At 66.1% G+C, this 22,714-nt stretch carries 16 protein-coding genes; 10 read left to right on the forward strand and 6 right to left on the reverse strand.

The annotated features are described in order from the left end of the window. The first annotated feature begins 15 nt into the window (after positions 1 to 15). Together GORHZ_RS07085 and GORHZ_RS07090 are read left to right on the forward strand one after the other, a co-directional pair. Positions 16 to 1,413 (forward strand): MFS transporter, encoded by a 1,398-nt coding sequence (locus GORHZ_RS07085; RefSeq protein ID WP_006331539.1) that lies wholly within the window; start codon positions 16 to 18, stop codon positions 1,411 to 1,413. Positions 1,414 to 1,572: 159 nt separating this feature from the next. Next, positions 1,573 to 3,744: a glutamine synthetase III family protein gene (locus GORHZ_RS07090; protein ID WP_006331540.1), complete on the forward strand. Its 2,172-nt coding sequence runs from the start codon at positions 1,573 to 1,575 to the stop codon at positions 3,742 to 3,744. A 155-nt stretch (positions 3,745 to 3,899) separates the two neighbouring features. Here GORHZ_RS07090 and GORHZ_RS07095 read toward each other — a convergent pair whose 3' ends face one another. Further along, positions 3,900 to 5,510 carry a PucR family transcriptional regulator gene (locus GORHZ_RS07095; RefSeq protein WP_006331542.1) on the reverse strand — a complete coding sequence of 537 codons (1,611 nt, stop codon included), beginning with the start codon at positions 5,508 to 5,510 and terminating at the stop codon, positions 3,900 to 3,902. A gap of 103 nt (positions 5,511 to 5,613) precedes the next feature. On the opposite strand from GORHZ_RS07095, the gene pruA reads away from it, so the two are divergent. Together pruA and GORHZ_RS07105 are read left to right on the forward strand one after the other, a co-directional pair. Next, a complete protein-coding gene (gene pruA / locus GORHZ_RS07100; protein WP_006331544.1) occupies positions 5,614 to 7,251 on the forward strand; it encodes an L-glutamate gamma-semialdehyde dehydrogenase in 1,638 nt (545 codons plus the stop codon). Positions 7,252 to 7,393: 142 nt separating this feature from the next. Next, positions 7,394 to 8,344 carry a proline dehydrogenase family protein gene (locus tag GORHZ_RS07105; RefSeq protein ID WP_006331548.1) on the forward strand — a complete coding sequence of 317 codons (951 nt, stop codon included), beginning with the start codon at positions 7,394 to 7,396 and terminating at the stop codon, positions 8,342 to 8,344. Between the two features lie 247 nt (positions 8,345 to 8,591). Here GORHZ_RS07105 and GORHZ_RS07110 read toward each other — a convergent pair whose 3' ends face one another. Beyond that, on the reverse strand, positions 8,592 to 9,134 hold the full coding sequence (locus tag GORHZ_RS07110; RefSeq protein ID WP_006331549.1) for a hypothetical protein: 543 nt from the start codon (positions 9,132 to 9,134) through the stop codon (positions 8,592 to 8,594). Between the two features lie 159 nt (positions 9,135 to 9,293). On the opposite strand from GORHZ_RS07110, the gene GORHZ_RS07115 reads away from it, so the two are divergent. Continuing rightward, positions 9,294 to 10,877 carry an AAA family ATPase gene (locus tag GORHZ_RS07115; protein WP_006331550.1) on the forward strand — a complete coding sequence of 528 codons (1,584 nt, stop codon included), beginning with the start codon at positions 9,294 to 9,296 and terminating at the stop codon, positions 10,875 to 10,877. A gap of 159 nt (positions 10,878 to 11,036) precedes the next feature. Here the strand turns inward: GORHZ_RS07115 and catA are convergent, their stop codons facing one another. From catA to GORHZ_RS07135, 4 genes are read right to left on the reverse strand one after another with little or no spacing between them, the layout of a single operon-like run. Further along, complete coding sequence (catA, locus tag GORHZ_RS07120) at positions 11,037 to 11,909, reverse strand: catechol 1,2-dioxygenase (protein WP_006331551.1); 873 nt, start codon at positions 11,907 to 11,909, stop codon at positions 11,037 to 11,039. 53 nt (positions 11,910 to 11,962) lie between these two features. Next, a complete protein-coding gene (gene catC / locus GORHZ_RS07125) occupies positions 11,963 to 12,247 on the reverse strand; it encodes a muconolactone Delta-isomerase (protein ID WP_006331552.1) in 285 nt (94 codons plus the stop codon). Between the two features lie 28 nt (positions 12,248 to 12,275). Beyond that, the gene (locus tag GORHZ_RS07130; RefSeq protein ID WP_040530525.1) at positions 12,276 to 13,379 is read right to left on the reverse strand and encodes a mandelate racemase/muconate lactonizing enzyme family protein; all 1,104 of its coding nucleotides are present in this window, start codon (positions 13,377 to 13,379) and stop codon (positions 12,276 to 12,278) included. Then, positions 13,376 to 14,281 carry a LysR family transcriptional regulator gene (locus tag GORHZ_RS07135; RefSeq protein ID WP_006331554.1) on the reverse strand — a complete coding sequence of 302 codons (906 nt, stop codon included), beginning with the start codon at positions 14,279 to 14,281 and terminating at the stop codon, positions 13,376 to 13,378. The genes GORHZ_RS07130 and GORHZ_RS07135 overlap by 4 nt, the downstream gene beginning before the upstream one ends. A 228-nt stretch (positions 14,282 to 14,509) precedes the next feature. Here GORHZ_RS07135 and benA point away from each other — a divergent pair, with 228 nt between their 5' ends. The 5 genes from benA to GORHZ_RS07160 all read left to right on the forward strand — a co-directional run bounded on the left by benA (position 14,510) and on the right by GORHZ_RS07160 (position 22,573). Continuing rightward, positions 14,510 to 15,883: a benzoate 1,2-dioxygenase large subunit gene (gene benA / locus GORHZ_RS07140; protein WP_006331555.1), complete on the forward strand. Its 1,374-nt coding sequence runs from the start codon at positions 14,510 to 14,512 to the stop codon at positions 15,881 to 15,883. Positions 15,884 to 15,962: 79 nt separating this feature from the next. Beyond that, complete coding sequence (gene benB, locus GORHZ_RS07145) at positions 15,963 to 16,490, forward strand: benzoate 1,2-dioxygenase small subunit (RefSeq protein WP_006331556.1); 528 nt, start codon at positions 15,963 to 15,965, stop codon at positions 16,488 to 16,490. Positions 16,491 to 16,500: 10 nt separating this feature from the next. Next, positions 16,501 to 19,263 carry a benzoate 1,2-dioxygenase electron transfer component BenC gene (gene benC, locus GORHZ_RS07150; RefSeq protein ID WP_006331557.1) on the forward strand — a complete coding sequence of 921 codons (2,763 nt, stop codon included), beginning with the start codon at positions 16,501 to 16,503 and terminating at the stop codon, positions 19,261 to 19,263. A gap of 304 nt (positions 19,264 to 19,567) precedes the next feature. Then, entirely contained in the window at positions 19,568 to 19,774 is a 207-nt protein-coding gene (locus GORHZ_RS07155) for a cold-shock protein (protein WP_006331564.1), read from the forward strand. Between the two features lie 132 nt (positions 19,775 to 19,906). Then, entirely contained in the window at positions 19,907 to 22,573 is a 2,667-nt protein-coding gene (locus GORHZ_RS07160) for a helix-turn-helix transcriptional regulator (protein ID WP_040530527.1), read from the forward strand. Positions 22,574 to 22,714: the final 141 nt, after the last annotated feature.

The following is a 22,714-nucleotide window of genomic DNA, read 5'->3' on the forward strand; positions in this document are numbered from 1 at the left end:
CGCGACAATCACCGTATGAGCGATGCGGGCGAGCCGGCCCCCGAGATCCGGGCCGACTCGTGGCGCGCGCTGCTGGGTCATGGGCACCGCGGTGTCGTGATCGTCTTCGCCGGCGGGATCGGTGTGTTCGCGATGAACACCTACCTGACCGCGGCGTCTCTGCCGAGCGCGATCGCCGAGATCGGTGGACAGTCGCTCTACGCGTGGGTGAGCACCGTCTACCTGCTCGCCTCCGTCGTCGCGTCCATGACGGTCACGCGCGTGCTGCAGCAGGCCGGGCCGCGCGGTGCCTACCTGTGGGCGTTCGGCCTGTTCGGCCTCGGCTCCGCGGTGTGTGCGCTGAGTCCGACGATGCCGATCATGCTGTGCGGCAGGACCATCCAGGGGTTGGGCGGCGGGTTGTTGACGGGTCTGGCGTTCGCGGTGGTGCGGGTGGCGCTGCCCGAGGTGCTGTGGCTGCGGGCGGTCGGCCTGTTCTCGGCCATGTGGGGTGTCGGCAACCTGGTCGGCCCGGTGACCGGTGGCTTCTTCGCGCAGATCGGTCTGTGGCGCGGATCGTTCTGGCTGCTGGTGCTCGTCACCGTCGCGGTCGCCGTGCCGGTGACGCGTGCGATCCCCGAGCGGCCGCCGTCGACACCCGCGGCGCAGCCACTGCCGCTGACGTCGCTGCTCCTCGTCGCGGCGGCGACGGCCGCGGTCTCGGTGGCGGCGGTCGTGCACACCCGGAGCGCCACCACACTGCTGGTCGTGATCGGCGTGCTGCTCTTCGGGGAGTTCCTCGTCGCGGATCGACGACGCCGGATCGGTCTGCTTCCCCGGCTCGCCTTCCGCATCGTCAACCCGCTGAAATGGATCTATCTGTCCATCGCGATCCTCGCGATCGGCTCGACGTCGGAGTTGTTCATCCCCCTGTTCGGACAGCGGATCGGTGGCATGTCGCCGTTCGTCGCCGGGCTCCTCGGTGCCGCCCTCTCCTGGGGTTGGACGGTGGCGCAGTTGGTGAGTTCGACCTGGGCGACCGGCCGACGGGCGAATGCGGTCCGCGTCGTCGGCCCGCTCGCACTCGCCGCCGGCCTCACCGGCTACGGCCTGATGCAGGCGTACACCTCACCGGTGGCGATGATCGGCTGGTTCGTCACGCTCGGGCTCGCCGGAACCGGGATCGGGATGGCGTTCCCGCATGTGGCCGCCGCCGCGATGACCATCACGGATGATGAGGCGGAGGCCGCGCGGGCTTCGGCGGGCGTCAACACCGTGCAGATGATCGCCAACACGTTCGGTACCGCGGCCGCGGGGTTGCTGGTCAGCCTCGGTGATTCCGAGGTGTCGTCGGCCCGGTTTCTGATGTTCGGGTTCGCCCTGCTCGCGCTGGTCGGGACGGTGGTCGGGCTGCGCTCGCTGGGCCGAATGTGATCTGCACACCCGCGATACCTGTTTTCATGCCCGTCACACAAGGGAAACGGACCGGGTACGTCACGCTCATAGCGTCGTATCGCTTGCAAAACGTCATCGAAACCTCGCGTATCCGCCGAGGAAACGAGCGCCGAGGAAACGAACGAGGAGAGTTATCCCATGAGTGGCAGCATGTCCCGCCGACAGGCGATCGAAGCAGTGACGACCTATGCGGTGGACACCGACGGTTTCCCCGAACCCCTCGCCGATACGTTCGGCCGCAACGTCTTCACGCTGTCGGTGATGAAGGCCCGGCTGCCCAAGCACGTGTTCAAGGCCGTGTCCGCGACCATCGACAAGGGTGCGCCGCTCGATCCGACGCTGGCCGACTATGTCGCGGTGGCGATGAAGGACTGGGCGATCGAGAAGGGCGCCACCCACTACGCCCACGTCTTCTACCCGCTGACCGGGTTCACCGCGGAGAAGCACGACTCCTTCCTGGAGCCCGACTCGTCGGGCGCCTCCCTCGCCGAATTCCAGGGCAAGACCCTGCTGCAGGGCGAGCCCGACGCATCGAGCTTCCCCAACGGCGGCCTCCGCGGCACCTTCGAGGCCCGCGGCTACACCGGTTGGGATATCACCAGCCCGGCCTACATCCTGGAGAACCCAAACGGCAACACGCTGTGCATCCCCACCATCTTTATCTCGTGGACCGGTGAGGCCCTCGACAAGAAGACCCCGCTGCTGCGCAGCCAGCAGGCGATGAGCAAGCAGGCGATGCGGGTGCTCGAGCTCTTCGGTCACGACGACATCGACACCGTCGTGTCCTACGCGGGCGCCGAGCAGGAGTACTTCCTGATCGACCGCCACTTCTACTTCGCCCGGCCCGACTTGATGACCTCGAACCGAACCCTGTTCGGCGCGAAGCCCTCCAAGGGCCAGGAGTTCGACGATCACTACTTCGGTGCGATCCCCGACCGCGTGTTGGCGTTCATGATCGAACTCGACCGTGAACTGTTCAAGCAGGGTATCCCCGCCAAGACCCGACACAACGAAGTGGCGCCCGGCCAGTTCGAGCTTGCGCCGGTGTTCGAGAAGTCCAATCTCGCCCATGACCACCAGCAGCTGATGATGACGACCATGAAGGCCGTCGCGGAGCGGTACGGAATGGTCTGTCTCCTGCACGAGAAGCCGTTCGCCGGTGTCAACGGGTCCGGCAAGCACGTCAACTTCTCGCTGGGCAACTCGAACCAGGGCAACCTGCTCAATCCTGGCGACACCCCGCATGAGAACGAGCAGTTCCTGGTCTTCTGTGCCGCGATCATTCGCGGTGTCCACAAGTTCGGCGGCCTGCTGCGCGCATCGATCGCGTCGGCGTCCAACGATCACCGGCTCGGCGCCAATGAGGCCCCGCCGGCGATCATCTCGATCTTCCTGGGCGAACAGCTGGCGGACGTCTTCGACCAGATCGCCAAGGGCGGCGCCAAGGCCAGCAAGGAGACCGGGGTGCTCGAACTCGGCGTCGACACGCTTCCGCCGCTCAAGGCCGACGCCGGCGACCGCAACCGGACCAGCCCGTTCGCCTTCACCGGCAATCGCTTCGAATTCCGCGCACCGGGTTCGAATCAGTCCATCGCCGACCCGATGGTGGCGATCAACGCCATGCTGGCCGATTCGCTCGACTATGTCGCGAGCTTCCTCGAGAAGGAGATCGAAGCCGGCACCGAGTTCAACGCCGCGGTGCAGAAGCTGCTCGAGGGCATCATCATCGAGCACGGCAAGGTGGTGTTCAACGGCAACGGCTACTCCGACGAGTGGCAGGAGGAGGCTGCTACACGCGGCCTGCTCAACCTGCGTACGACCGTCGACGCGATGGCGCAGTTCGACGAACCCGCGATCAAGGATGTGCTCAGCCGCTACGGCATCCTGAGCAATCGGGAGCTGCTGGCACGCAAGGAGGTCGTGCTCGAGCAGTACGCCCTCGCGCTGCTCGTGGAGGCGAAAGAGACGCTGGAGATCGCCAAGACGATGATCCTGCCGGCCGCCAGCCGTTATCAGGGTGAGCTCGCCGGGACGGCGGCCAGCCTCAAGGCCGCCGGTATCGAGGCGGAGAACCCGGTCCTGATGTCGGTGACCAAGAGCATCAAGGATCTCTACTCGGCGATGAACGAGCTGGAGGAGTCCATCGACAGCTTCCACGGTGACACCGTCGAAGCGGAGGCCGAGTACGCGCTCGAGAAGCTGATCCCGGCGATGACCGCGGTACGCGCGATCACGGACAAGCTCGAAGGCGTTGTCGCCGACGACCTCTGGCCGCTGCCGACCTACAACGAGATGCTCACCATCCTCTGACGGTTGCCGGTTGAGCGGGGCCGTTTAGGCCGACTGAAAGTGGCCCCGCCGTGGCCGTCCGAGGGGATATCCCCTCGGACGGCCCTCACAGCGCCACTTTCAGCAGCCGACCATCGACAGCGCCCAGACCCGCGAGGGTCGTGGCGCTGTCGGCGTCACCGGGTCCGCAACGACAGTGCGACGACGAGGCGGGTCGCCGGGTCGTCGAGGTCCATCCCGGTCAGGGCCTGCAATCGTCGGATACGGTACCTCAGCGTGTTGGGATGAACATGCAATGCCCTTGCGGCCGAACGTACATCGCCGAAGTGATCGAGATACGCCCTCAGTGACATGCTGAAGTCGCTACCGGTGCGTTCGTCCAGATCCGCCAGTTCGACGACTCGGCTGTCCACCAGGTCCGGGTTGGCGGCCAGATGGGCGACGATCTCGCCGAGCAGGACACCGGTCTGCGAATCGGCCACGGTCGTCACGTCGGCGATGAGTTCACTCTCGTTTGCGGCCGCATCGAGCACCCGATCGATCTGGGTGCGCACCGTCGGGACGGCGGCCAGCCCCACGGCCGGCCCGCCGACGACGGCCCGCAGCCGCACCCCGAAATGCCGATACACCGCGGCCGAGGCCGACTCGGCCCACGCCACCGTGGCGTCGACGGTGACGGTCGGGGCGACCACGTAGATCCTCGAACGGATCGTGGTGGTCACCGACAACGGGCTGAAGGCGCTGGCGTGCAACGTCACCGCCGACACCACCCCGGCGACCTCCGGTTCGGAATCGATGGGCGTCGCGAACCCGACGACGACGACCGGAGCGCCGGCGGTGATCCCCAGCTCGGCACCGAGATGCTCCGCGTCGACGACCTCGCCCCACACACCGAGCAGCCGCCGCACAAGGTCGGCGTGCCCGGACCCGGCGTCACGTCGTCGTGAGATCATCCGGGCGGCCACCGCCGCCGCGCCCACGAGCACCTCGTCGGTGTCGTCGCTGAAGTCTGAGGGCCCCTGCTGCAGCCAGATCGTGCCCAGGAACTCGCCCGGACCGACCGACCGCGGGCTGCGGATGGCCACCGCCCGCCGTGGTCGTAACCCCAGATCCGCGCGTTCGTCCACGGTGACGACCTCCGCCGCCGATGTCCGCAGCACGTCCATGACGCCCCACTGACGCAGCCACGCCATCATCTCCGGCGGACCCTCGCGGCCCAGGATCGACAGCCGCCGAAGCTCATCCGCCTCGTCGCCCGCGCTGCTGTAGGCGAGCACATGCGATCGTTCGTCCTCGATACTGACCAGCCCGTTGGTCTGCCGCGCGATTTCCGCGGCGAGTTCGAACAGATCACCGGTGACCCCGGACCTCATCGACTCCTCGCCGGGCGTCGCCTCGCCGATGCCCGCGGCGTCGAGCACGCGGGTGACCAGGTGATAGATCCGCTCCCACCGGGCGTGCGGGTCGACTCCGACCACCGCGACACCGACCGACTCGGCCCGGCCGATCACCGCGTCCGTCGGCGCCTTGCACAGGATGGCCACGGGGACATGTGTGCCCAGCCCGGACAGCCAGGTGAGCACCGCGTCGTCGGGGACCCCGACGAACAGAAACAGCTCGGCACCACGGGCGGCACGGCCGAGACCCAGATGGATGTCGTCGAGGTCGAGCAGCGCCGCCGACGAGACGCGCTGATCGAGCCCGCGCGGGGCGGTGAGCAGCGTTGCGACGGTGCGGTCGAGAGCGAGCAGCAACCGTCCCAAGGTCACGCCGCCGGGTGTGGTCATACGGACCAGTATCCACGGTGTTTGTCTGATCGGACAATCATCTGGGGCGTGGTTTTGCCGATCCGACATGGTCTTCGCCGCCGCGGCCGGGTGAACTGTCGTCATGGACGCGATCACCTCTCCCCCACGCCCCGCCAACGAACCGGTCCACACCTATGCGCCCGGAGCACCGGAACGAGCACGCATCGTCGCCGAGCTGACCTCGCAGTCGTCCGCCGAACCCGTCGAGCTGCCCCACCTCATCGGCGGTTCTCCTCGGGTCGGTCGCGGCGACCGCATCAGCGTCGTCCAGCCGCACGCCCATCGCGAGGTGCTGGGCACGATGACCAATGCCACTCACGACGACGCGCGCGCCGCCGTCGACGCCGCGATGGCCGCGGCACCCGGGTGGGCCGACACCTCGTTCGACGACCGTGCGGCGGTCTTGCTGCGCGCCGCCGACCTGCTGAGCGGTCCGTGGCGGGAGAAGATCGCGGCCGCGACGATGCTGGGTCAGTCCAAGACCGTCCAGCAGGCCGAGATCGATGCGCCGTGCGAGCTCATCGACTTCTGGCGCTTCAACGTCGCGTTCGCCCGCGAGATTCTCGCCGAACAGCCCAACTCCGCACCCGGGGTGTGGAACCGCCTTGACCACCGGCCACTGGACGGCTTCGTGCTCGCGATCACGCCGTTCAACTTCACCGCCATCGCCGGGAATCTGCCCACCGCGCCGATGCTGATGGGCAACACCGTCGTCTGGAAACCGTCCCCGACGCAGGCATATTCGGCACAGCTGACCATGGAGATGCTGCGCGCCGCGGGGCTACCCGACGGGGTGATCAACCTGGTCCACGGCGACGGCGTCGCGGTGTCGGATGTCGCACTCTCCGACGAGAACCTCGCCGGCATCCATTTCACCGGGTCCACCAAGACCTTCCAGTACTTGTGGCGCGAGGTCGGGAGCCACATCGACCGGTACCGCAACTATCCTCGACTCGTCGGCGAGACCGGCGGGAAGGACTTCATCGTCGCGCACGCCTCCGCCGACCCCGATGTGCTGCGCACCGCGATGATCCGTGGCGCCTTCGAATATCAGGGGCAGAAGTGCTCGGCCGCCTCCCGTGCTTACATCGCGCGGTCGGTGTGGGAGAAGATGGGTGACGATTTACTCTCCGAGGCAAACGAACTGGCCTACGGCGACGTGCGGGATCTGGGCAACTTCGGCGGCGCGCTGATCGACCGCCGCGCCTTCGACAAGCAGGTCGCGGCCATCGACCGGGCGAAGACCGCGCCGCACATGACCGTCGCCGTCGGCGGCGAGTGCGACGACAGCGTCGGCTACTTCGTCCGCCCGACCGTGCTGCTGTCGGACGATCCGACCGACGAGGCGTTCTCGACCGAGTACTTCGGGCCGATCCTGTCGGTGCACGTCTTCGACGACGATGACTGGGAACCGACACTGCAGCTGGTGGATTCGACGGCGAAGTACGCGCTGACCGGATCCGTGATCGCCGGTGACGTCGCGGCGATCGCCACGGCCTCACGGAGGCTGCGGCAGGCTGCCGGCAACTTCTACATCAACGACAAGCCGACCGGTGCCGTCGTGGGACAGCAACCCTTCGGCGGAGCCCGCGCCTCGGGGACCAACGACAAGGCCGGTTCCAAGGCTAACCTGATGCGGTGGACGTCCACCCGCACGATTAAGGAAACCTTCGTCCCCCCAACCGAATCCGGCTATACACACCAATTGCCGGTCGAGTAGCCACAAGCGAAGTGATCCACCCCGCCGGTCGATCTCGATATGGTGCCTCGCTTCGCTCGGTACCTACTCGATCCGGCGGAGTAGCCGCGAACGAAGTGAGTGGCGTATCGAGACCACTCCCTCAGACACCGAAAGACGCCCCATGAGCACCTTTTTCGACACCGCCCTGCGTCCGATGATCACCGCCGCCGCCGGCAGCGAGCGCATCAAGGAAACCTCACAGCGACTCTCGGTGACCCGGCGCGTCGTCGAGCGGTTCGTGCCCGGCGAGACCGAGGACGACGTGTTGGCGGCGATCCGGGAGTCCCTCGAGCAGGGGTTGTCGGTGACCATCGACCACCTCGGCGAGGACACCACCGAGGAGGCCCAGGCCACCGCGACCGTGGAGGCGTACCTTTCCCTGATCCGGCAGATGGCACAGCTCCCTGCGCCCGCGCCGGGCTCGTTGGAGGTCTCGCTCAAGCTGACCGCCCTCGGCCAGACCCTGCCCCGGCACGGCCGCAAGATCGCCGAGGAGAACGCGCACATGATCTGCGCCGAGGCTCGGACCGCCGGGGTGCTGGTGACCGTCGATGCCGAGGACCATTCCAGCGTCGACGAACGACTCGACATCGTGCGGTCGCTGCGACGCGAGTTCGACGATCTCGGTACGGTATTGCAGGCCTATCTGCGTCGCACCGAGGACGATTGCCGTGAGTTCGCGTCGTCGGGGGCGCGGATCCGGTTGTGCAAGGGGGCCTATGCCGAGCCGCCCACCGTCGCGTTCACCGGACGCGACCAAATCGACGAATCATACCTGCGATGCCTCCGAATCCTGATGAAAGGCAACGGATATCCGATGGTGGCCAGCCACGACCCGACGATGGTCGGCGCTGCGCAGGAACTCGCGACCGAATGCCATCGCGCTCCGGACTCGTGGGAACACCAGATGCTCTACGGCATCCGCACTGACGAGCAGGTGCGACTGGCGACCGAGGGGCGTCGTGTGCGGGTCTACATCCCCTACGGAACCGAGTGGTACGGCTACTTCGTCCGCCGCCTGGCCGAGAAGCCGGCGAACCTGAAGTTCTTCCTCCGATCGCTCGTCGGCTGACGCGCACACCCGCACCAGCCCACACTTCCCCCAACCCGGTCCACCGCGCACACCTCCCCAGGCGAATTCCGTCGACCGTGCGCACCCCACCGTCGACCGTGCGCCCGCGCCAAGTCGGGGGCGCACGGTCGACGTAAAACTGTGCACGGTCGACGAGTTCGGATTCGTCGACCGTGCGCGCCCCGGCGCCGATCGTGCACGGGATGGAGCTCGTACCCACTTCTTGGGAGACCCGGCTGCGCTCGACTCACATGGGTTGCGCGCGCCGCACCTGGGCGGCGGCCCGAGCTGCATCGAGTTCGACGTCGACTCTGATCACCGCGAGCCCCCGACGCAGCACCCCCGACGACAGCGGTTGTGCCCGTAGGCCACCGCGACCTATGAGTGCCTTGCGGACACCGTGGCCCGCCATCGTGTCCATCCAGGCACACGGATGCGCGGGACGACCACCTCGGAAGAGGATGCCACCATCACCGGAGTCGATCTCGAAGTCCTGTCCGCGCAGCGGATCAAGCTCGAGACCGCGAACCACGATGTTGCGGCGCGCGACGACCGGATCGACATCACCGGCCGCCGCCTGCCATGCCTCGATGGCGAGAAACGTGGCCGCAGCCTCGGTGTGTGCGCGCACGCCGAAGAACCGGTCCCCACGAATCCCCTTGTCCGCCACGACATCGACCTGATCCGGCGCGAACGTCTCGGCGGCATCCGCCGGTCCGTCCTTGGGCCGCCCGAAGTAAGCGTGCGCGGGCGACACAAAGAGCGCCACGATCTCGAAGCGGTATTCCACACGGCCAGCATAGGTGGATCAGTCCGGCCCGACCGCCCCCGCCATTCATAAACAACGTGTATCAGTGACGCGCAAATTGAATACTGGTGCAGAACAAATCCTGTGGATAGCCTGGCAGGATACCCGCCCGCCGCCACGGCCGCCCGACGAAGGAACACCATGCTCGTTGCACCCACCAGCCTGGTCGCGGCCACGTCCTCCGACGATCTCGCGGCCGCCCGCACACAGGCCCGATCGTGGCGGTCGCCGGAGATGGCCATCGTCGACCGGGACCTCACCGACGCCGCGCTGGCCGACCTCGTGGCCACCGCCCGGGAGACCGCCGAGGATTCGTTCGCCCGTGCGGTGACCGCCATCCAAGCCGCGCGGGCCGGCAGCTTCCCGGTCATCCCGCACATCGACGCGGCCACCGAGATCTTCCGCAGCTTTCTGCGTCACGACCTCATCGACGGCTGGCTGTATGTCCGCGAGTCCGACGGGTATCTACATCCCTATCTCGTCATGAATCTCACGATGGAGCACGCGGACCGTACGCACGGACCGCGGATCAAGTTCACGATGGAGGCCGACAACGCCACCGTCAAGCGCCCCTCCCGCAAACCTCGTGTGCTGTATTTCGAGGAGACCGAGATCGTCGGGAAATCGCCTGCCGATGTGTTGGTCGCCGGAGGTGCGTACAAGGAAACCGCGGACCTGAAGGCCGAATACCAGGCCCGCCGTGACGAGTATCAGAGCATCATCGACGACGGTTTCGGACAGCAGTACACTTTCAGCGGCCGCGCCATCCGCACAGACGACTACCGCGCACCGAACAAACGCGAGAACCGGAAGGTCGTCCACGACGTCGCACCCGAAGAGATCGCCGCGCTCCGGATGGTGGCACCGTCGATCCTTTTCTCGGCCGAAGAGTACGGCTCAGTGCCGGTGATCACCGCGGTGCGGGTCTTCGATCTGGGCGCGCAGGACTTCCTGGACGTGAACACCGGTGACCTCACCGAGTACGCCTACGACGCGCACCTGCAGGACAAACTCGTCCTGCCCGACGACCAGCGCGAGTTGCTGAACATCCTCACCACCGACATCTCGGTCTTCACCGGCGACATCATCGACGGCAAGTCCGCCGGCAACGTGATTCTGGCGAAGGGTCGCCCCGGCGTGGGGAAGACACTCACCGCAGAGGTCTACGCCGAGGTCACCGGCCGGCCTCTGTATTCGATCCACTCGGGCTCGCTGGGCATCACCGCGGAGTTGGTGCGCAAGAACCTCGAGGTGATCTTCGACCGTGCGAAGCGCTGGGATGCCGTCCTGCTGCTCGACGAGGCCGACGTGTTCGTGATGGAGCGCGGACTAGACCTCGGCCAGAACGCGATCGTCGCCGAATTCCTGCGCACCCTGGAGTATTTCGACGGCCTGCTGTTCCTCACCACCAACCGCATCGACGGCGTCGACGAGGCCATCCTGGCGCGATGCGCGGCCGTCATCGAGTACCAGCCGCCGGGACCCAAGGACGCCCGGCAGGTCTGGCAGATCCTCGCAGCCGGCAACGACGTGACCCTCGACGAGGATCTCCTCGACGACCTGGTCGGCGGCTTCCCCGACATCACCCCGCGCGACATCAAGATGCTGCTTCGTCTGGCACTGCGGATGGCCCGACACCGCGGCGTCCAGCCCGACTCATCCGTGTTCGCGAGCAGCGCCAGGTTCCGTGGGCTGCACTACGTTCCGTCGTCTGCGCGTAAGTAGTTCGCCGCTGGGAAGTGGTCTCGATCTCGGCTGGCGCCTCGGACGCTACTCGATCAGCGGGAAAGCGCGCGAACGAAATGAGAGACGTATCCACCTGCGCCACAACAGCAGAGCGCGGGCCCCTTCGTCACCGACGAAGGGGCCCGCGCTGTCGTGCGATCAGCTCTCGGGATCGAGCACGAAGTCGTACTCGGTGACGAAGCCCTCGCCGGCCGGGTTGTCCTTCACGTCGAGCATCAGTTCGGGCTTCACCGCCGAGGCGATGTCGTCCTCGTTGTGCGGGTCACCGGGGAAGTAGAGCTGCGAGGTGATCAGCTCGTAGCCCGGAGCGCTCACCTTGAAGTGCAGGTGCGCCGGACGCCACGCATGCCAGCCGGCGGCGGCGATGAGCTGACCGCACGCACCGTCGGTCGGGATCTGGTACGGCGCGGGGCGCAGCGTGTGAATCTCGAATCGGCCGTCCTCATTGGCGATCCAGGTGCCGCGCAGGTTCCATTCCGGAAGTCCGGGCGCGAACTGCGAGTAGAAGCCGAGATCGTCGGCATGCCAGAGCTCGATCTTGGCGCCCGACAACGGGGTTCCGTCGACCGCGCGCACCTGTCCGGAGAACACCAGCGGGTTGCCGGGCTCGTCGTCGCGCATCGGGATGGTTCCGTTCCACTCGAGTTCTGGTGAACCCTCGCGGTAGTACGGCCCCTCGATGGTGCCCTTGCTGCCCTCGCGATGTGCGCTGGCCACCTCTTCGACGGAGTGCTCGAGCCACACGTCGAGGAACAGCGGCCATTCGCCGTCGGCGCCGACCTTGATCAGCCACGCCTTGAGCGCGTTGTACTCCTCGTAGGAGACCTTGTCCTCGATGACGATGTCGTTGAGGCCCTTGATGACCTTGCTGGCCAGATAGTTGACGCGCGCGGTGTCGACGACGCCCGACCGTCCACCGGCCGCGGCCATGCGCTCCTGGAAGCGCGCCGAGGCCTCGGCACCGGACTCGGCGGCCTTCGCGGTGACTTCGGATTCGAAACTTGTGCTCATTGTTGCTACTCCTTTGTGTTGGCCTGAGGGCTGACGCTTCGGGTGAGGGCCGGTCAGCCCGCAGCGATATCAGATGGGTGGGTGGCCAGGGGGGTCACCTTGATGTTCATGTAGGGGAACAACGGAAGCCCCGACAGGATGGCGTGCAGTTCGTCGTTGTCCGCGACGTCGAAGATCGAGAAGTTCGAGTACTCGCCGACGATCCGCCAGATGTGCGGCCACTTACCGGACCGCTGCAGCTCCTGCGAGTACGCCTTCTCCCGTGCCACGGTCTCGGCCCGGATATCCGGGTCCAGGTCGTGAGGGATCTCGACGTCCATCCGTACGTGGAAGAGCATGGTCGTGTCGTACTCCAATCTCGCTGGGTCACCGGTCTTGTCGGTAGTGGTCTAGTTTGTCCGGGTCGATCTCGAAACCGATGCCAGCCCGCGACGACCGGTGCAGGAAGCCGTCGCGGATCTGCAACGGGGTGGCCAGCAGGTCGTCGCTCATGTCCAGGAAGTTGGAGAGTTCACCGGCGTAGCGCGAGGTCGTCTGGAATGCCGCGCCGAACGCGAGCGCGCACGCGGTGCCGACCTGACCGTCGATCTGATTGCCGATTACAATTTCCAGTCCGAGTCCCTCGGCGAGGTGGTGGATACGACGTGACCCGGTGAAGCCGGTGCGGGCGGTCTTGATGCTGATCGCCGTGGCCGACCCGCTCAGGATCTCGCGGGTGACGTCGGCCGCGGTCGGCACCGATTCGTCGGCGATGAACGGTACATCGATCTGCCCGACGAGCCAGCGGCGTCCGAGCACGTCGTCGGCGGGGCAGAGTTCCTCGGCGAACAGCAGCCCGAGATCGTCCATCTCCCGCATGGCTCGCGCGGATTCGGCTGCGGTCCACCCGCGGTTGCCGTCGACATAGAGCTCCACGTCGTCGCCGAAATGGTTGCGCAGCGCGCGGACCACCGCGATGTCCAGGCCCACCGGCCGGCGTCCGACCTTCACCTTGAAGGTGCTGATGCCGTAGGTGTCGCGCATCTTCTGCGCCTCGGCGACCATCGTGGCGGGATCGTCGAACCCGAGCATGTGACTGACCCGCATGCGGTCGGTGTAGCCGCCCAGCAGATCGGTCACCGGCAGGCCCAGCGTCTTGCCCAGCGCATCCCAGATCGCCATGTCCAGTGCCGCTTTCGCGGTCGGGTTCCCTACGGTGCGGGCCACTCGCGCGCCGATGACCTCGCGCTCGAGGAGAGTCAGGCCGATCACCTGAGGGGCGAAGATCTTCTCGACGACGGAGATGATGCCGTCCTGCGTCTCGCCGTAGGTGAACGGCCGAGGTGGCGCCTCGGCGACCCCCACGACACCGTCGTCGGTGTGTACTCGCACCAGCACATGCTCGGCGACATGCACTTCGCCGGATGCGAATTTCAGTGGCTTGATGTACGGGATTGCGAACGGAATCGCCTCCACCGCAGTAATTTTCACAGGTTCTCTCCCACGTTTGCCTCGAGCGCGAAGGCGGACATGATGATATCGGCGACACCTTCGACGACGGGGTTGTCCTCGCCGGTGCGCCACGCCAATGCCAGTTCGACTGTGCCGCCGTCGACCAGTTCCCGGATCACGATCCCTTCCAGCGGCAGCGACCGCACCGATCCCGGCAGCACGGCCACGCCCAGACCCGCGGCGACGAGCGCCAGCAGGACCGAGGTCCCCGAGGCCTCGTGGGCTCGTTGCGGCACGAAACCGGCGCGGTGACAGCTGCGGATCGCCGCGTCGTTGACGGCCGAATCCCGGCTGTCGTACATCACGAACATCTCGTTGCGGAGGTCGTCGACGGAGACGACGGGCTCGACGGCGAGTCGATGATCGACCGACACGGCCAGCACCATCGGTTCGATGTCGATGGTGCGCACCGCGATGCCCTCACCGACGACGGGCGGACGCAGCAGGCCGAGGTCGAGTTCCAGGCTCCGCAGCCCCTCGCACTGGACGGGCGTCAGCATGTCCGAGCGCACCTGCAGGTCGACGTCGGGCAACTCGCGTTTGACCGCCCGCGCGATGCGCGGGAGGTGCGAGAACGCCGCGATACCCGTGAGGCCGACGCGGACCAGTCCGCTACGGCCCGCCGCAATTCGTCGCACACCGTCGACCGCGTCGTCGACGTCGGCCAGGATGCGTGTGGCCTCGACCTTCAGGTACTCACCGGCCGGCGTGAGCGACACCTGACGGGTGGTGCGGGTGAACAGTGTGACGTCGAGTTCCGCCTCGAGCTGCCGGATGGCGTAGGACAGCGCCGGCTGCGCGACGTGCAGTTGCACCGCGGCCTGCCCGAAATGACAGGTCTCGGCCACGGCCGCGAAGTAGCGTAGGTGCCGAAGCTCCAACGACCGACCTCCTCTGTCCTGAACACGGTGGCATCCCCGATGTGATCGGCGCCACGCTTGTATCCACCGTAGGACGTTGATCCATACGAGACAAGGACAGGTGTTGACGTTATTGATCGATTCTTATTATCAATCGCATGCTAGGTCAGGACTAGTAATTAACCCGGTGTGACTGATGCCACGCAGTGGAAAGGTGCAAGAGACAGCCCACATCCTTGGAGGTAGACCATGACAGCGTCCATCACCGACAACCTGCAGCACGTGCACTCCGTCCTGGCCGATGCCGTCATCGACGACCGGGAAGCCGGCATCTACCGGGCCAACCGTCGGATCTTCACCGACGAGGACATCTTCGAACTGGAGATGAAGTACATCTTCGAGGGCAATTGGATCTACCTGGCACACGAGAGCCAGGTACCCAACCCGGGCGACTACTTCACCACCTACATCGGCCGGCAGCCGGTGATGATCACGCGTGACAAGGACGGCGAGCTGCACTGCCTGATCAACGCGTGCGCGCACCGCGGTGCGATGATCTGCCGCCGCAAGACCGACAACCGTATGACCCTCACATGCCCGTTCCACGGCTGGACGTTCCGTAATGACGGCACGCTGCTCAAGGTGAAGGATCCCGAGGGCGCCGGCTACCCGGAAACCTTCAACGTCAATGGCTCCCACAACCTGACCAAGGTCGCGAAGTTCGGCAACTACCGCGGATTCCTTTTCGGCAGCCTCAACCCGGACGTACAGGAACTCGACGACCACCTCGGCGATACCCGCGTCGTCATCGACATGCTCGTCGATCAGTCGCCCGAGGGGCTGGAAGTGCTGCGCGGTGCGTCGACCTACACCTACGACGGAAACTGGAAGGTGCAGGCGGAGAACGGCGCCGACGGCTACCACGTGACCGCGACGCACTGGAATTATGCCGCGACCACCTCCCGGCGCAGCACCGGCGAGTCCAAGAACGACACCAAGGCACTCGACGCCGGCGGGTGGGGCAAATCCGGTGGCGGTTACTGGTCCTACCCCAACGGTCATCTCTGCTTGTGGACCTGGGCCGCCAACCCCCAGGACCGGCCACTGTGGGACAAGATGGACGAACTCAAGAAGAAGTTCGGAGATGCCAAGGGCGAGTTCATGGTCAAGGGTTCGCGCAACCTGTGCCTGTACCCGAACGTGTACCTGATGGACCAGTTCTCCACGCAGATCCGGCACTTCCGACCGATCGCGCCGGACAAGACCGAGGTGACCATCTACTGCATCGCACCCAAGGGAGAGAGCGACGCGGCACGCGCACACCGTATCCGCCAGTACGAGGACTTCTTCAACGCCTCCGGCATGGCGACGCCCGACGATCTCGAGGAGTTCCGTTCCTGCCAGCTCACCTTCCGGGCACAGGCCGCGCCGTGGAACGACATGAGTCGCGGTGCCGAGCACTGGCTCTCGGGGCCGGACCCGGTGGCCGAAAGCCTGGGTATGACGGGAATCGTCTCCGCCGGTGTGAAAAACGAGGACGAGGGCCTCTACCCCGTGCAACACGGCTACTGGCTCGAGACCATGCGCAAAGCCGCCGACGCGGAAGAAGCAGCGGCCTCCTGACCGCTGGTCGATTAGCCGCGACGAAGGAGCGGCGTATCGAGACCACTCCCCGAAGACATCTCGCAGACAGGATGATTCGATGACCTCCACCCAGCCCACAACCACCAACACCGACAAGCTCATCACCCAGAACATGATCGAGCAGTTCCTCTATCGCGAGGCCCGCTATCTCGACGACCGCGAGTTCGAGAAGTGGCTCGAGTGCTACGCCGACGACGTCGTCTACTGGATGCCGTCGTGGGACGACAGCGACCGACTGACCGAAAACCCACAGCGCGAGATCTCCCTCATCTATTACGGAAACAAGGGCGGTCTGGAGGATCGGGTGTTCCGCATCCGCACCGAACGGTCGTCGGCGACCTCGCTGCCGGAGCCGCGCACCAGCCACAACATCACCAACGTCGAGGTCATCGAGCGTCGCGGCGACCTCGTGGACGTCCGATTCAACTGGCACACCATGTATTTCCGCTACAACACCATCGACCCCTATTACGGGACGTCGTTCTACACGATCGACTTCTCGGGTGAATCACCACTGATCCGACGCAAGACGATCGTGCTCAAGAACGACTACATCCATCACGTCGTCGACATCTACCACTTCTAGGACGCACCCGATGACCGTCACCACAGACCGCGACGCCACGGCACCTGCCGGCACCGATGCCCCGTCCCATCAGGTGGCACTCGCCTTCGAGGACGGTGTCACCCGGTTCATCACCTGCCGCGAGGACCAGACCGTCGCCGACGCCTCCTACCGACAGCGCATCAACATCCCGCTCGACTGCCGCGACGGTGCCTGCGGAACGTGCAAGGCGTTCTGCGAATCCGGCGACTACGACGGCGGAACCTACATCTCCGATGCACTGTCGGACGACGAATCCGCCGCCGGGTACGCCCTGCCCTGCTGCATGAAACCCAAGTCGGACCTGGTGCTGCAGATCTCGGCGACCTCCGATATCGCCAAGACCCAGGCCGCGACGTTCACCGGGACCATCGTCGAGCTCGATCGGTTGTCGGAGTCGACGATGCGGGTGGGCATCACCATCCCCAATCGGGCTGATCTGGCGTTCCTACCAGGCCAGTACGTGAACATCGCCGTGCCCGGCACCGACAACGGTGAGAGCGGCAACGTCACCCGGTCGTATTCGTTCGCCAACGGTCCGCATGAGGAACGCCTGATCTTCCTGGTCAAGATCACGCCGGGTGGCGCGATGTCGACCTATCTCACCGAACGGGCGCAGCGTGGCGAGTCCATCACCTTCACCGGACCGCATGGATCGTTCTTCCTGCGTGAGTCGGTCCGTCCGATCCTGCTGCTCGCCGGCGGTACGGGGCTCGCACCCATCCTGTCGATGCTGCGCAAACTGCACGACGACAACAGCCGACGCAAAGTGCACCTGATCTACGGGGTGTCCACCGACACCGATCTCGTCGCCCTCGACGAGATCGAGAACTTCACCCGCGAACTCCCCGGATTCAGCTGGGATCACTGTGTCTCCGACCCCAACAGTTCGGCGGTCAACAAGGGCTACGTGATGAGCCTCATCGAGCCCGAGCACCTCTACGACGGTGACGTCGCCATCTACCTCTGCGGCCCCCCACCGATGGTGGAGTCGGTGCGCAAGCACGTCGCCGACGCCGAGATCGAGCCGGTCGGCTTCTACTACGAGAAGTTCGCGCTGGCCGTTCCCGCTGCGGCGGCCGTCGCCGAGATCCCCTCCGACACGACCGTATCGGTGACGACGGCAGGCGCCGACGAGGCCATCCTCCCGGTCGGCGACGCGCGCGCGATAGCCGGACAGATGACGCTGCCGCCCACCGACATCGAGCCCTGGCCTGTGTCGGCGAGAGTCCCGGCCGACGACGACACCCGGTTGCGGATCGCCGGACAGCAGGTCTGGACCGCCGACGCCTCGGAGTCGACGCTGGATCCCGATGAGGGCGCGCTGGTTCCCGTCCCGGCGCGGGCCATCGCCGGCCAGGAGGTCTTCGGCGCGCGCCAGATCGATCCGCTTCACGCCTCCGAACCGAGCGCCGCTCCCCCGCCGCCGGCCGACGAGGTTGTCGCAGAGTCGGTTCCGGGCACCGCGACGGTCGGGTCCCAGGGCTACCAGATCGGCGAAGAGCATCCGGGAGTCCACGAGTCCGATGCGCTGTTCGAGGCGCGAGCCGCCCTCGAACTCGGTGCGCTTGAGCTGACCTTCGGCCGTCTCACCAACCGCCAACTGACCGGATACCGGCTGCTCGCCGAGGCGACATTGCCGTTCGTCGACGGTGACCGATTTGTGGACGCCGCCGAGTACACCGAGACCAACGCCAACTTCCACGATTACCTGTTCACCCTCACCGGCAACAGTCATCTGCTCGAGGCGTATTCGGCACTCGGGGTGAAGGGCCGGATGAGCGAGGTGCTGCGCAACGCCACCTGGTGTCATCCGCTGTGCGCGCAGGACCACATTGACATCGTCGCGGCCTTCGAGTCCGGCGACCGGGATGCGGCCCGCGCGCTCATCACTGCGCACGCCGACCGTTCCAAGCAGACCATGCGTCGTGCGATGGAAGACGAGATGGCCGCCCGTCGGCCACGTTTCGTGACGCCTGGTCGGTTCGCCGGCAAGGTCGTCGTCGTGACGGGTGCGGCACAGGGTATCGGCGCCCAGACCGCGCGGCGGATCAGCGCCGAGGGCGGCAGACTCGTGCTGGCCGACCGGTCCGAGTACGTCGGGGAGATCGCCGACGAACTCGCGTCGACCGGGCCGGGGGCGATCGCCGCGATCTCCGACCTCGAAAACTACGACGGCGCCGGCGCGGTGATCGACGCCGCGATCGCGGAGTACGGGCGTGTCGACGTGCTGATCAACAACGTCGGCGGGGCGATCAACTTCAAGCCGTTCACCGAGTTCACCGATCAGCAGATCCGCGCGGAGATCGACCGTTCACTCATGACCACGCTGTTCGCCTGTCGCGCGGTCCTGCCGTCGATGATCGACCGTGGCCGTGGTGTCATCGTGAACGTGTCGTCGGCGGCGACGCGCGGTATCAACCGCATCCCGTATTCGGCGGCGAAGGGTGGCATCAACGCGATCACCGCGTCGCTGGCCATGGAATACGCCGACTCGGGTATCCGCGTCGTCGCGACCGCGCCGGGCGGGACCGAGGCGCCGCCGCGTCGCATCTCACGCGGGACGCCGCAGCCGACCACCGCGACCGAGGCCGACTGGTATCAGGCCCATATCGACCAGACGTTGTCGGCGTCGTTGATGCACCGCTACGGCACGCTCGACGAGCAGGCCGCCGCAATCTGCTTCCTGGCGTCGGATGAGGCGTCCTACATCACCGGGACCGTTCTCCCGGTGGCGGGCGGTGATCTGGGCTGATCCCCGGCGTCGCCGGTCGGTGGCCTCGTCCGGCCGGCGGCGCACGTCCTGACATGCCGATTCGAGATCCCAATTTCCGTGTGTTCTTGGAGAATTTCACATGCGCCCAGGACGAGAATCGGGTGGCCAAACGCGAAAACGACTATCTCGCTGAGGAATTGGAGTTCGGGTAGCGCGCGAAGAGATGCCGCTTCAGAAGATCGGAATCCCTCCGATTTTGCTTTTCGTCCGAAATTCTGCCATGCTCTAGCCGCGACATTCACATGAATACCGCGTGCATATTCAGAGAGAAGTATCCAGAATCATGGCTCAAGGAACCGTCAAGTGGTTCAACAGCGAAAAGGGCTTCGGCTTCATCGCTCCCGATGACAGCAACGGTGGGGACGTCTTTGTCCACTACTCGGCGATCCAAGGTAGCGGATTCCGCAACCTCGAGGAGCAGCAGCGTGTCACATTCGAAGTCGAGCAGGGCCCCAAGGGACCTCAGGCGACATCGGTGACCGTGCTCTAAGGATCACACACACTTCGAACGCCGCGCGAGACTCGTCTCGCGCGGCGTTTTGTTGTTCTGTCCCTTCGTTCGCGCAGCAACTTCCGCATTGATCCATCCGATGTGATCGACCGTTCATCGTAAGATGAAGCGATGATGGTCACGTCGGAATGTGTTGGGAGGGAACGAGAGCTCAGCGAACTCCAGGCCCGCTTCGACACGTCCACGGGCCCCGATCTCGTCCTCGTACGCGGGGAGGCCGGGATTGGCAAGACCACGCTGCTTGCTCGACTCACGCGGCTGCACCAGGATCGACGCGACACGGGTCGCACGCTGTGGGCACAGGCCGCGCCGTGGGAGACCGCTAACGCGGGAGGCATCCTGGGCCAGCTCATCCAGGATGCCGGGCCTTCCGGGGACACAGACCCCGTCGACGTCCTGGGGACCCTTCTCGACGAGGTCGAGCCGACCCTGATCGTCATCGACGACGCCGAGCACGCAGATGCCGAATCACTTCAATCACTCATCAGCCTGACGCGCACCCACCGATCGCTCCGCTTCCTGATCGTCGCGGCGATGACCCATGCGACCATGCCACTCGCCGATCTCCTGACCGACCAGATCCACCTCACCGGGCTGGACACCACCGCTGTCGCCGAACTCGCCGCGACCCGCGGACTCGCCCTTCACCCCACCATGGTCGACATCCTGACCCGCCACACCGGCGGCAACCCGCGGGCCGTCATCGCCCTTTTCGACGAATTGCCCAGCTCTGTGTGGTCGAGTGCCCATCAGGAGCTACCCGCTCCCTCCTACGTCGTCGACGACATCCGTGCGCGACTCGCGGCGTGCAGTGCGCCCGCACGCTCACTGGTCGAGGCGCTGGCGATCCTCGATGATGCCGACACGCTCGACACCGCCGTGACACTCGCCGAGATCGACGTTGATCCACTGAGCGCAATGGACGAAGCGCTCGCGAGCGGGCTCGTCGTCGATCCGGTTGGCCTGACACCCGCGGAAACCCAACCACACCTGGCTGATTCGATGGTCCAGACGGCCATCCTGGAGGTCATGGGTGTCCGTGCGGTCGGAGACGCGCACCGACGTGCCGCGTCGATCGTCACCGACCCCGCGCGCCGCCTGCATCACCAGGTTGCCGCCACACCCACTGCCGATCCGGCTCTGGCCGACGATCTCGATCGACTGGCCCAGCAGCGCGGCGCCGAGGGCGCGTGGGCCGAGGCAGCCGAACTCTTCCGGCAGGCCGGCCGCCTCACTGCCGACCCACTCCTCCACGATGTGCGGGTCACCAAGGCGGCAGACGCGCTGTTGGCCGCGGGCGACTGTGTCGGCGCCGGTGCGTTGGTTCCGCTGGTGGAGAGTCTTCGGGAGACCCCGATGCGCAACGCCACCCTGGCGTATCTCGCAATTCTGCGAGGCCGATCGGCAGAAGCTCGGGTCCGGCTGGACCGCGCCTGGTCGATCGTCAACTTCGAACGCGAACCTGACACGGCCGCCGTGATCGCGCAACGCTATGTATTGCACAACCTGGTCCGGTGTCAGGGATCCGAACTCGTGCAATGGGCCGACCGGGCCATCGCGATGGCAGGGAGCCAGTCCCCGGCCGGCATCGAGGCGGCCGCAATCCGCGGTCTCGGGCTGGCCTGGTCGGGCCATCCCGACGAAGCCGTCGCCGAATACACGTCACTCACCGACCGCATCAAGTTCGGCGCCCAGGCGCAACGCGCGACGATGGGTCGCGGCTGGCTCGAACTCGGCCTCGACGATGTCGACGCCGCGCGCAGCCACCTGGAGACAGCCGTGTCGATGGCCAATCTCGGTGGTTCGAGAAGGATCTCGCTGTGGGCCCTGGGATGGCTGGCGCGCGTGCAGTTTCTCACCGGCGACTGGGATCCAGCGCTGCTGTCGGTCGAGCAGGGACGCGCCATCGCCCGTACCAGCGGGATCGAACTCGCCACCCCGTTGCTGAACTGGACTGCCACCCAGATCCATTCGCTGCGAGGCAACTGGGACGACGCCGAACGCAGCATCGCGGAGGCGTCCACGGGCATCGGCGACTACGAGATCATGCGCATCCCCGCGGTGCTCGCCCGAGCGCACCTCGCCGAGGCCGCCGCCGATTACGGCAAGGTCCGTCGGACCCTGGAGCCGTTGGTCCACATGGCCCAGGACGTGCCGGCTCTCGCCGAGCCGGGCTGGTGGCCCTGGGTCGACGTGCTGGCCAACGCGCTCGTCGTCGACGGTCACCTCGATGCCGCCGACAACCTGCTCAGCTCATACGAGGACCGGATCGCCGAACGCGGCCACCGATCCGCGGGTGCTCGCGTCAAATATGCGCGCGGCCGCCTCCTTGGCGCCACCGGCGACATCAATGCTGCCAGAAGGACATTCGATGAGGCGTTGGAGCTCCTCGACGGGCTGCCCCTGCGCTACGACCTGGCGCGAGTCAACTTCGCATACGGACAGACCTTGCGCCGGGCAGGCAAACGCCGGGCCGCCGATGCTGTCATCGGCACGGCTCGCGAGATCTATCTGTCGCTCGGCGCCACCACCTATGTCGAGCGGTGCGAGCGCGAACTCAAGGCGGGTGGCCTCACCACCTCGCGCGTCGATCCGGACCGAGTCGGGCTGACCCCGCAGGAAGAAGCGGTCACCGCTCTGGTCGCGCGCGGCCTCTCCAATCGAGAGGTCGCCGCCGAACTCTACATCTCCCCGAAGACGGTGCAATATCACCTGACTCGGATCTATGCGAAGCTCGGCCTGCGGTCACGATCCGAACTCGCGGCGTCATTGCGCTGACAGCTCACCACCCACTCGCTACTCACTCCGTTCGCCGCCACCCGATCGAGGAGCACCCCGTCCGCTGGTCGAGTAGCCTGCGAGCTTGCGAGCCGGCGTATCGACCAGCGGGGGGCGAGTCGACCAGCGGGGGCGAGTCGA

It is taken from the genome of Gordonia rhizosphera NBRC 16068, assembly GCF_000298195.1.
GTDB classification, from domain to species: domain Bacteria; phylum Actinomycetota; class Actinomycetes; order Mycobacteriales; family Mycobacteriaceae; genus Gordonia; species Gordonia rhizosphera.

What these genes read in the sequence shown, in the direction of transcription:
- GORHZ_RS07085 (WP_006331539.1), top strand. Translation starts at nt 16, where the DNA reads ATGAGCGATGCGGGCGAGCCGGCCCCCGAGATCCGGGCCGACTCGTGG.
- GORHZ_RS07090 (WP_006331540.1), top strand. Translation starts at nt 1,573, where the DNA reads ATGAGTGGCAGCATGTCCCGCCGACAGGCGATCGAAGCAGTGACGACC.
- GORHZ_RS07095 (WP_006331542.1), bottom strand. Translation starts at nt 5,510, where the DNA reads ATGACCACACCCGGCGGCGTGACCTTGGGACGGTTGCTGCTCGCTCTC.
- pruA (WP_006331544.1), top strand. Translation starts at nt 5,614, where the DNA reads ATGGACGCGATCACCTCTCCCCCACGCCCCGCCAACGAACCGGTCCAC.
- GORHZ_RS07105 (WP_006331548.1), top strand. Translation starts at nt 7,394, where the DNA reads ATGAGCACCTTTTTCGACACCGCCCTGCGTCCGATGATCACCGCCGCC.
- GORHZ_RS07115 (WP_006331550.1), top strand. Translation starts at nt 9,294, where the DNA reads ATGCTCGTTGCACCCACCAGCCTGGTCGCGGCCACGTCCTCCGACGAT.
- catA (WP_006331551.1), bottom strand. Translation starts at nt 11,909, where the DNA reads ATGAGCACAAGTTTCGAATCCGAAGTCACCGCGAAGGCCGCCGAGTCC.
- catC (WP_006331552.1), bottom strand. Translation starts at nt 12,247, where the DNA reads ATGCTCTTCCACGTACGGATGGACGTCGAGATCCCTCACGACCTGGAC.
- benA (WP_006331555.1), top strand. Translation starts at nt 14,510, where the DNA reads ATGACAGCGTCCATCACCGACAACCTGCAGCACGTGCACTCCGTCCTG.
- benB (WP_006331556.1), top strand. Translation starts at nt 15,963, where the DNA reads ATGACCTCCACCCAGCCCACAACCACCAACACCGACAAGCTCATCACC.
- benC (WP_006331557.1), top strand. Translation starts at nt 16,501, where the DNA reads ATGACCGTCACCACAGACCGCGACGCCACGGCACCTGCCGGCACCGAT.
- GORHZ_RS07155 (WP_006331564.1), top strand. Translation starts at nt 19,568, where the DNA reads ATGGCTCAAGGAACCGTCAAGTGGTTCAACAGCGAAAAGGGCTTCGGC.
- GORHZ_RS07160 (WP_040530527.1), top strand. Translation starts at nt 19,907, where the DNA reads ATGATGGTCACGTCGGAATGTGTTGGGAGGGAACGAGAGCTCAGCGAA.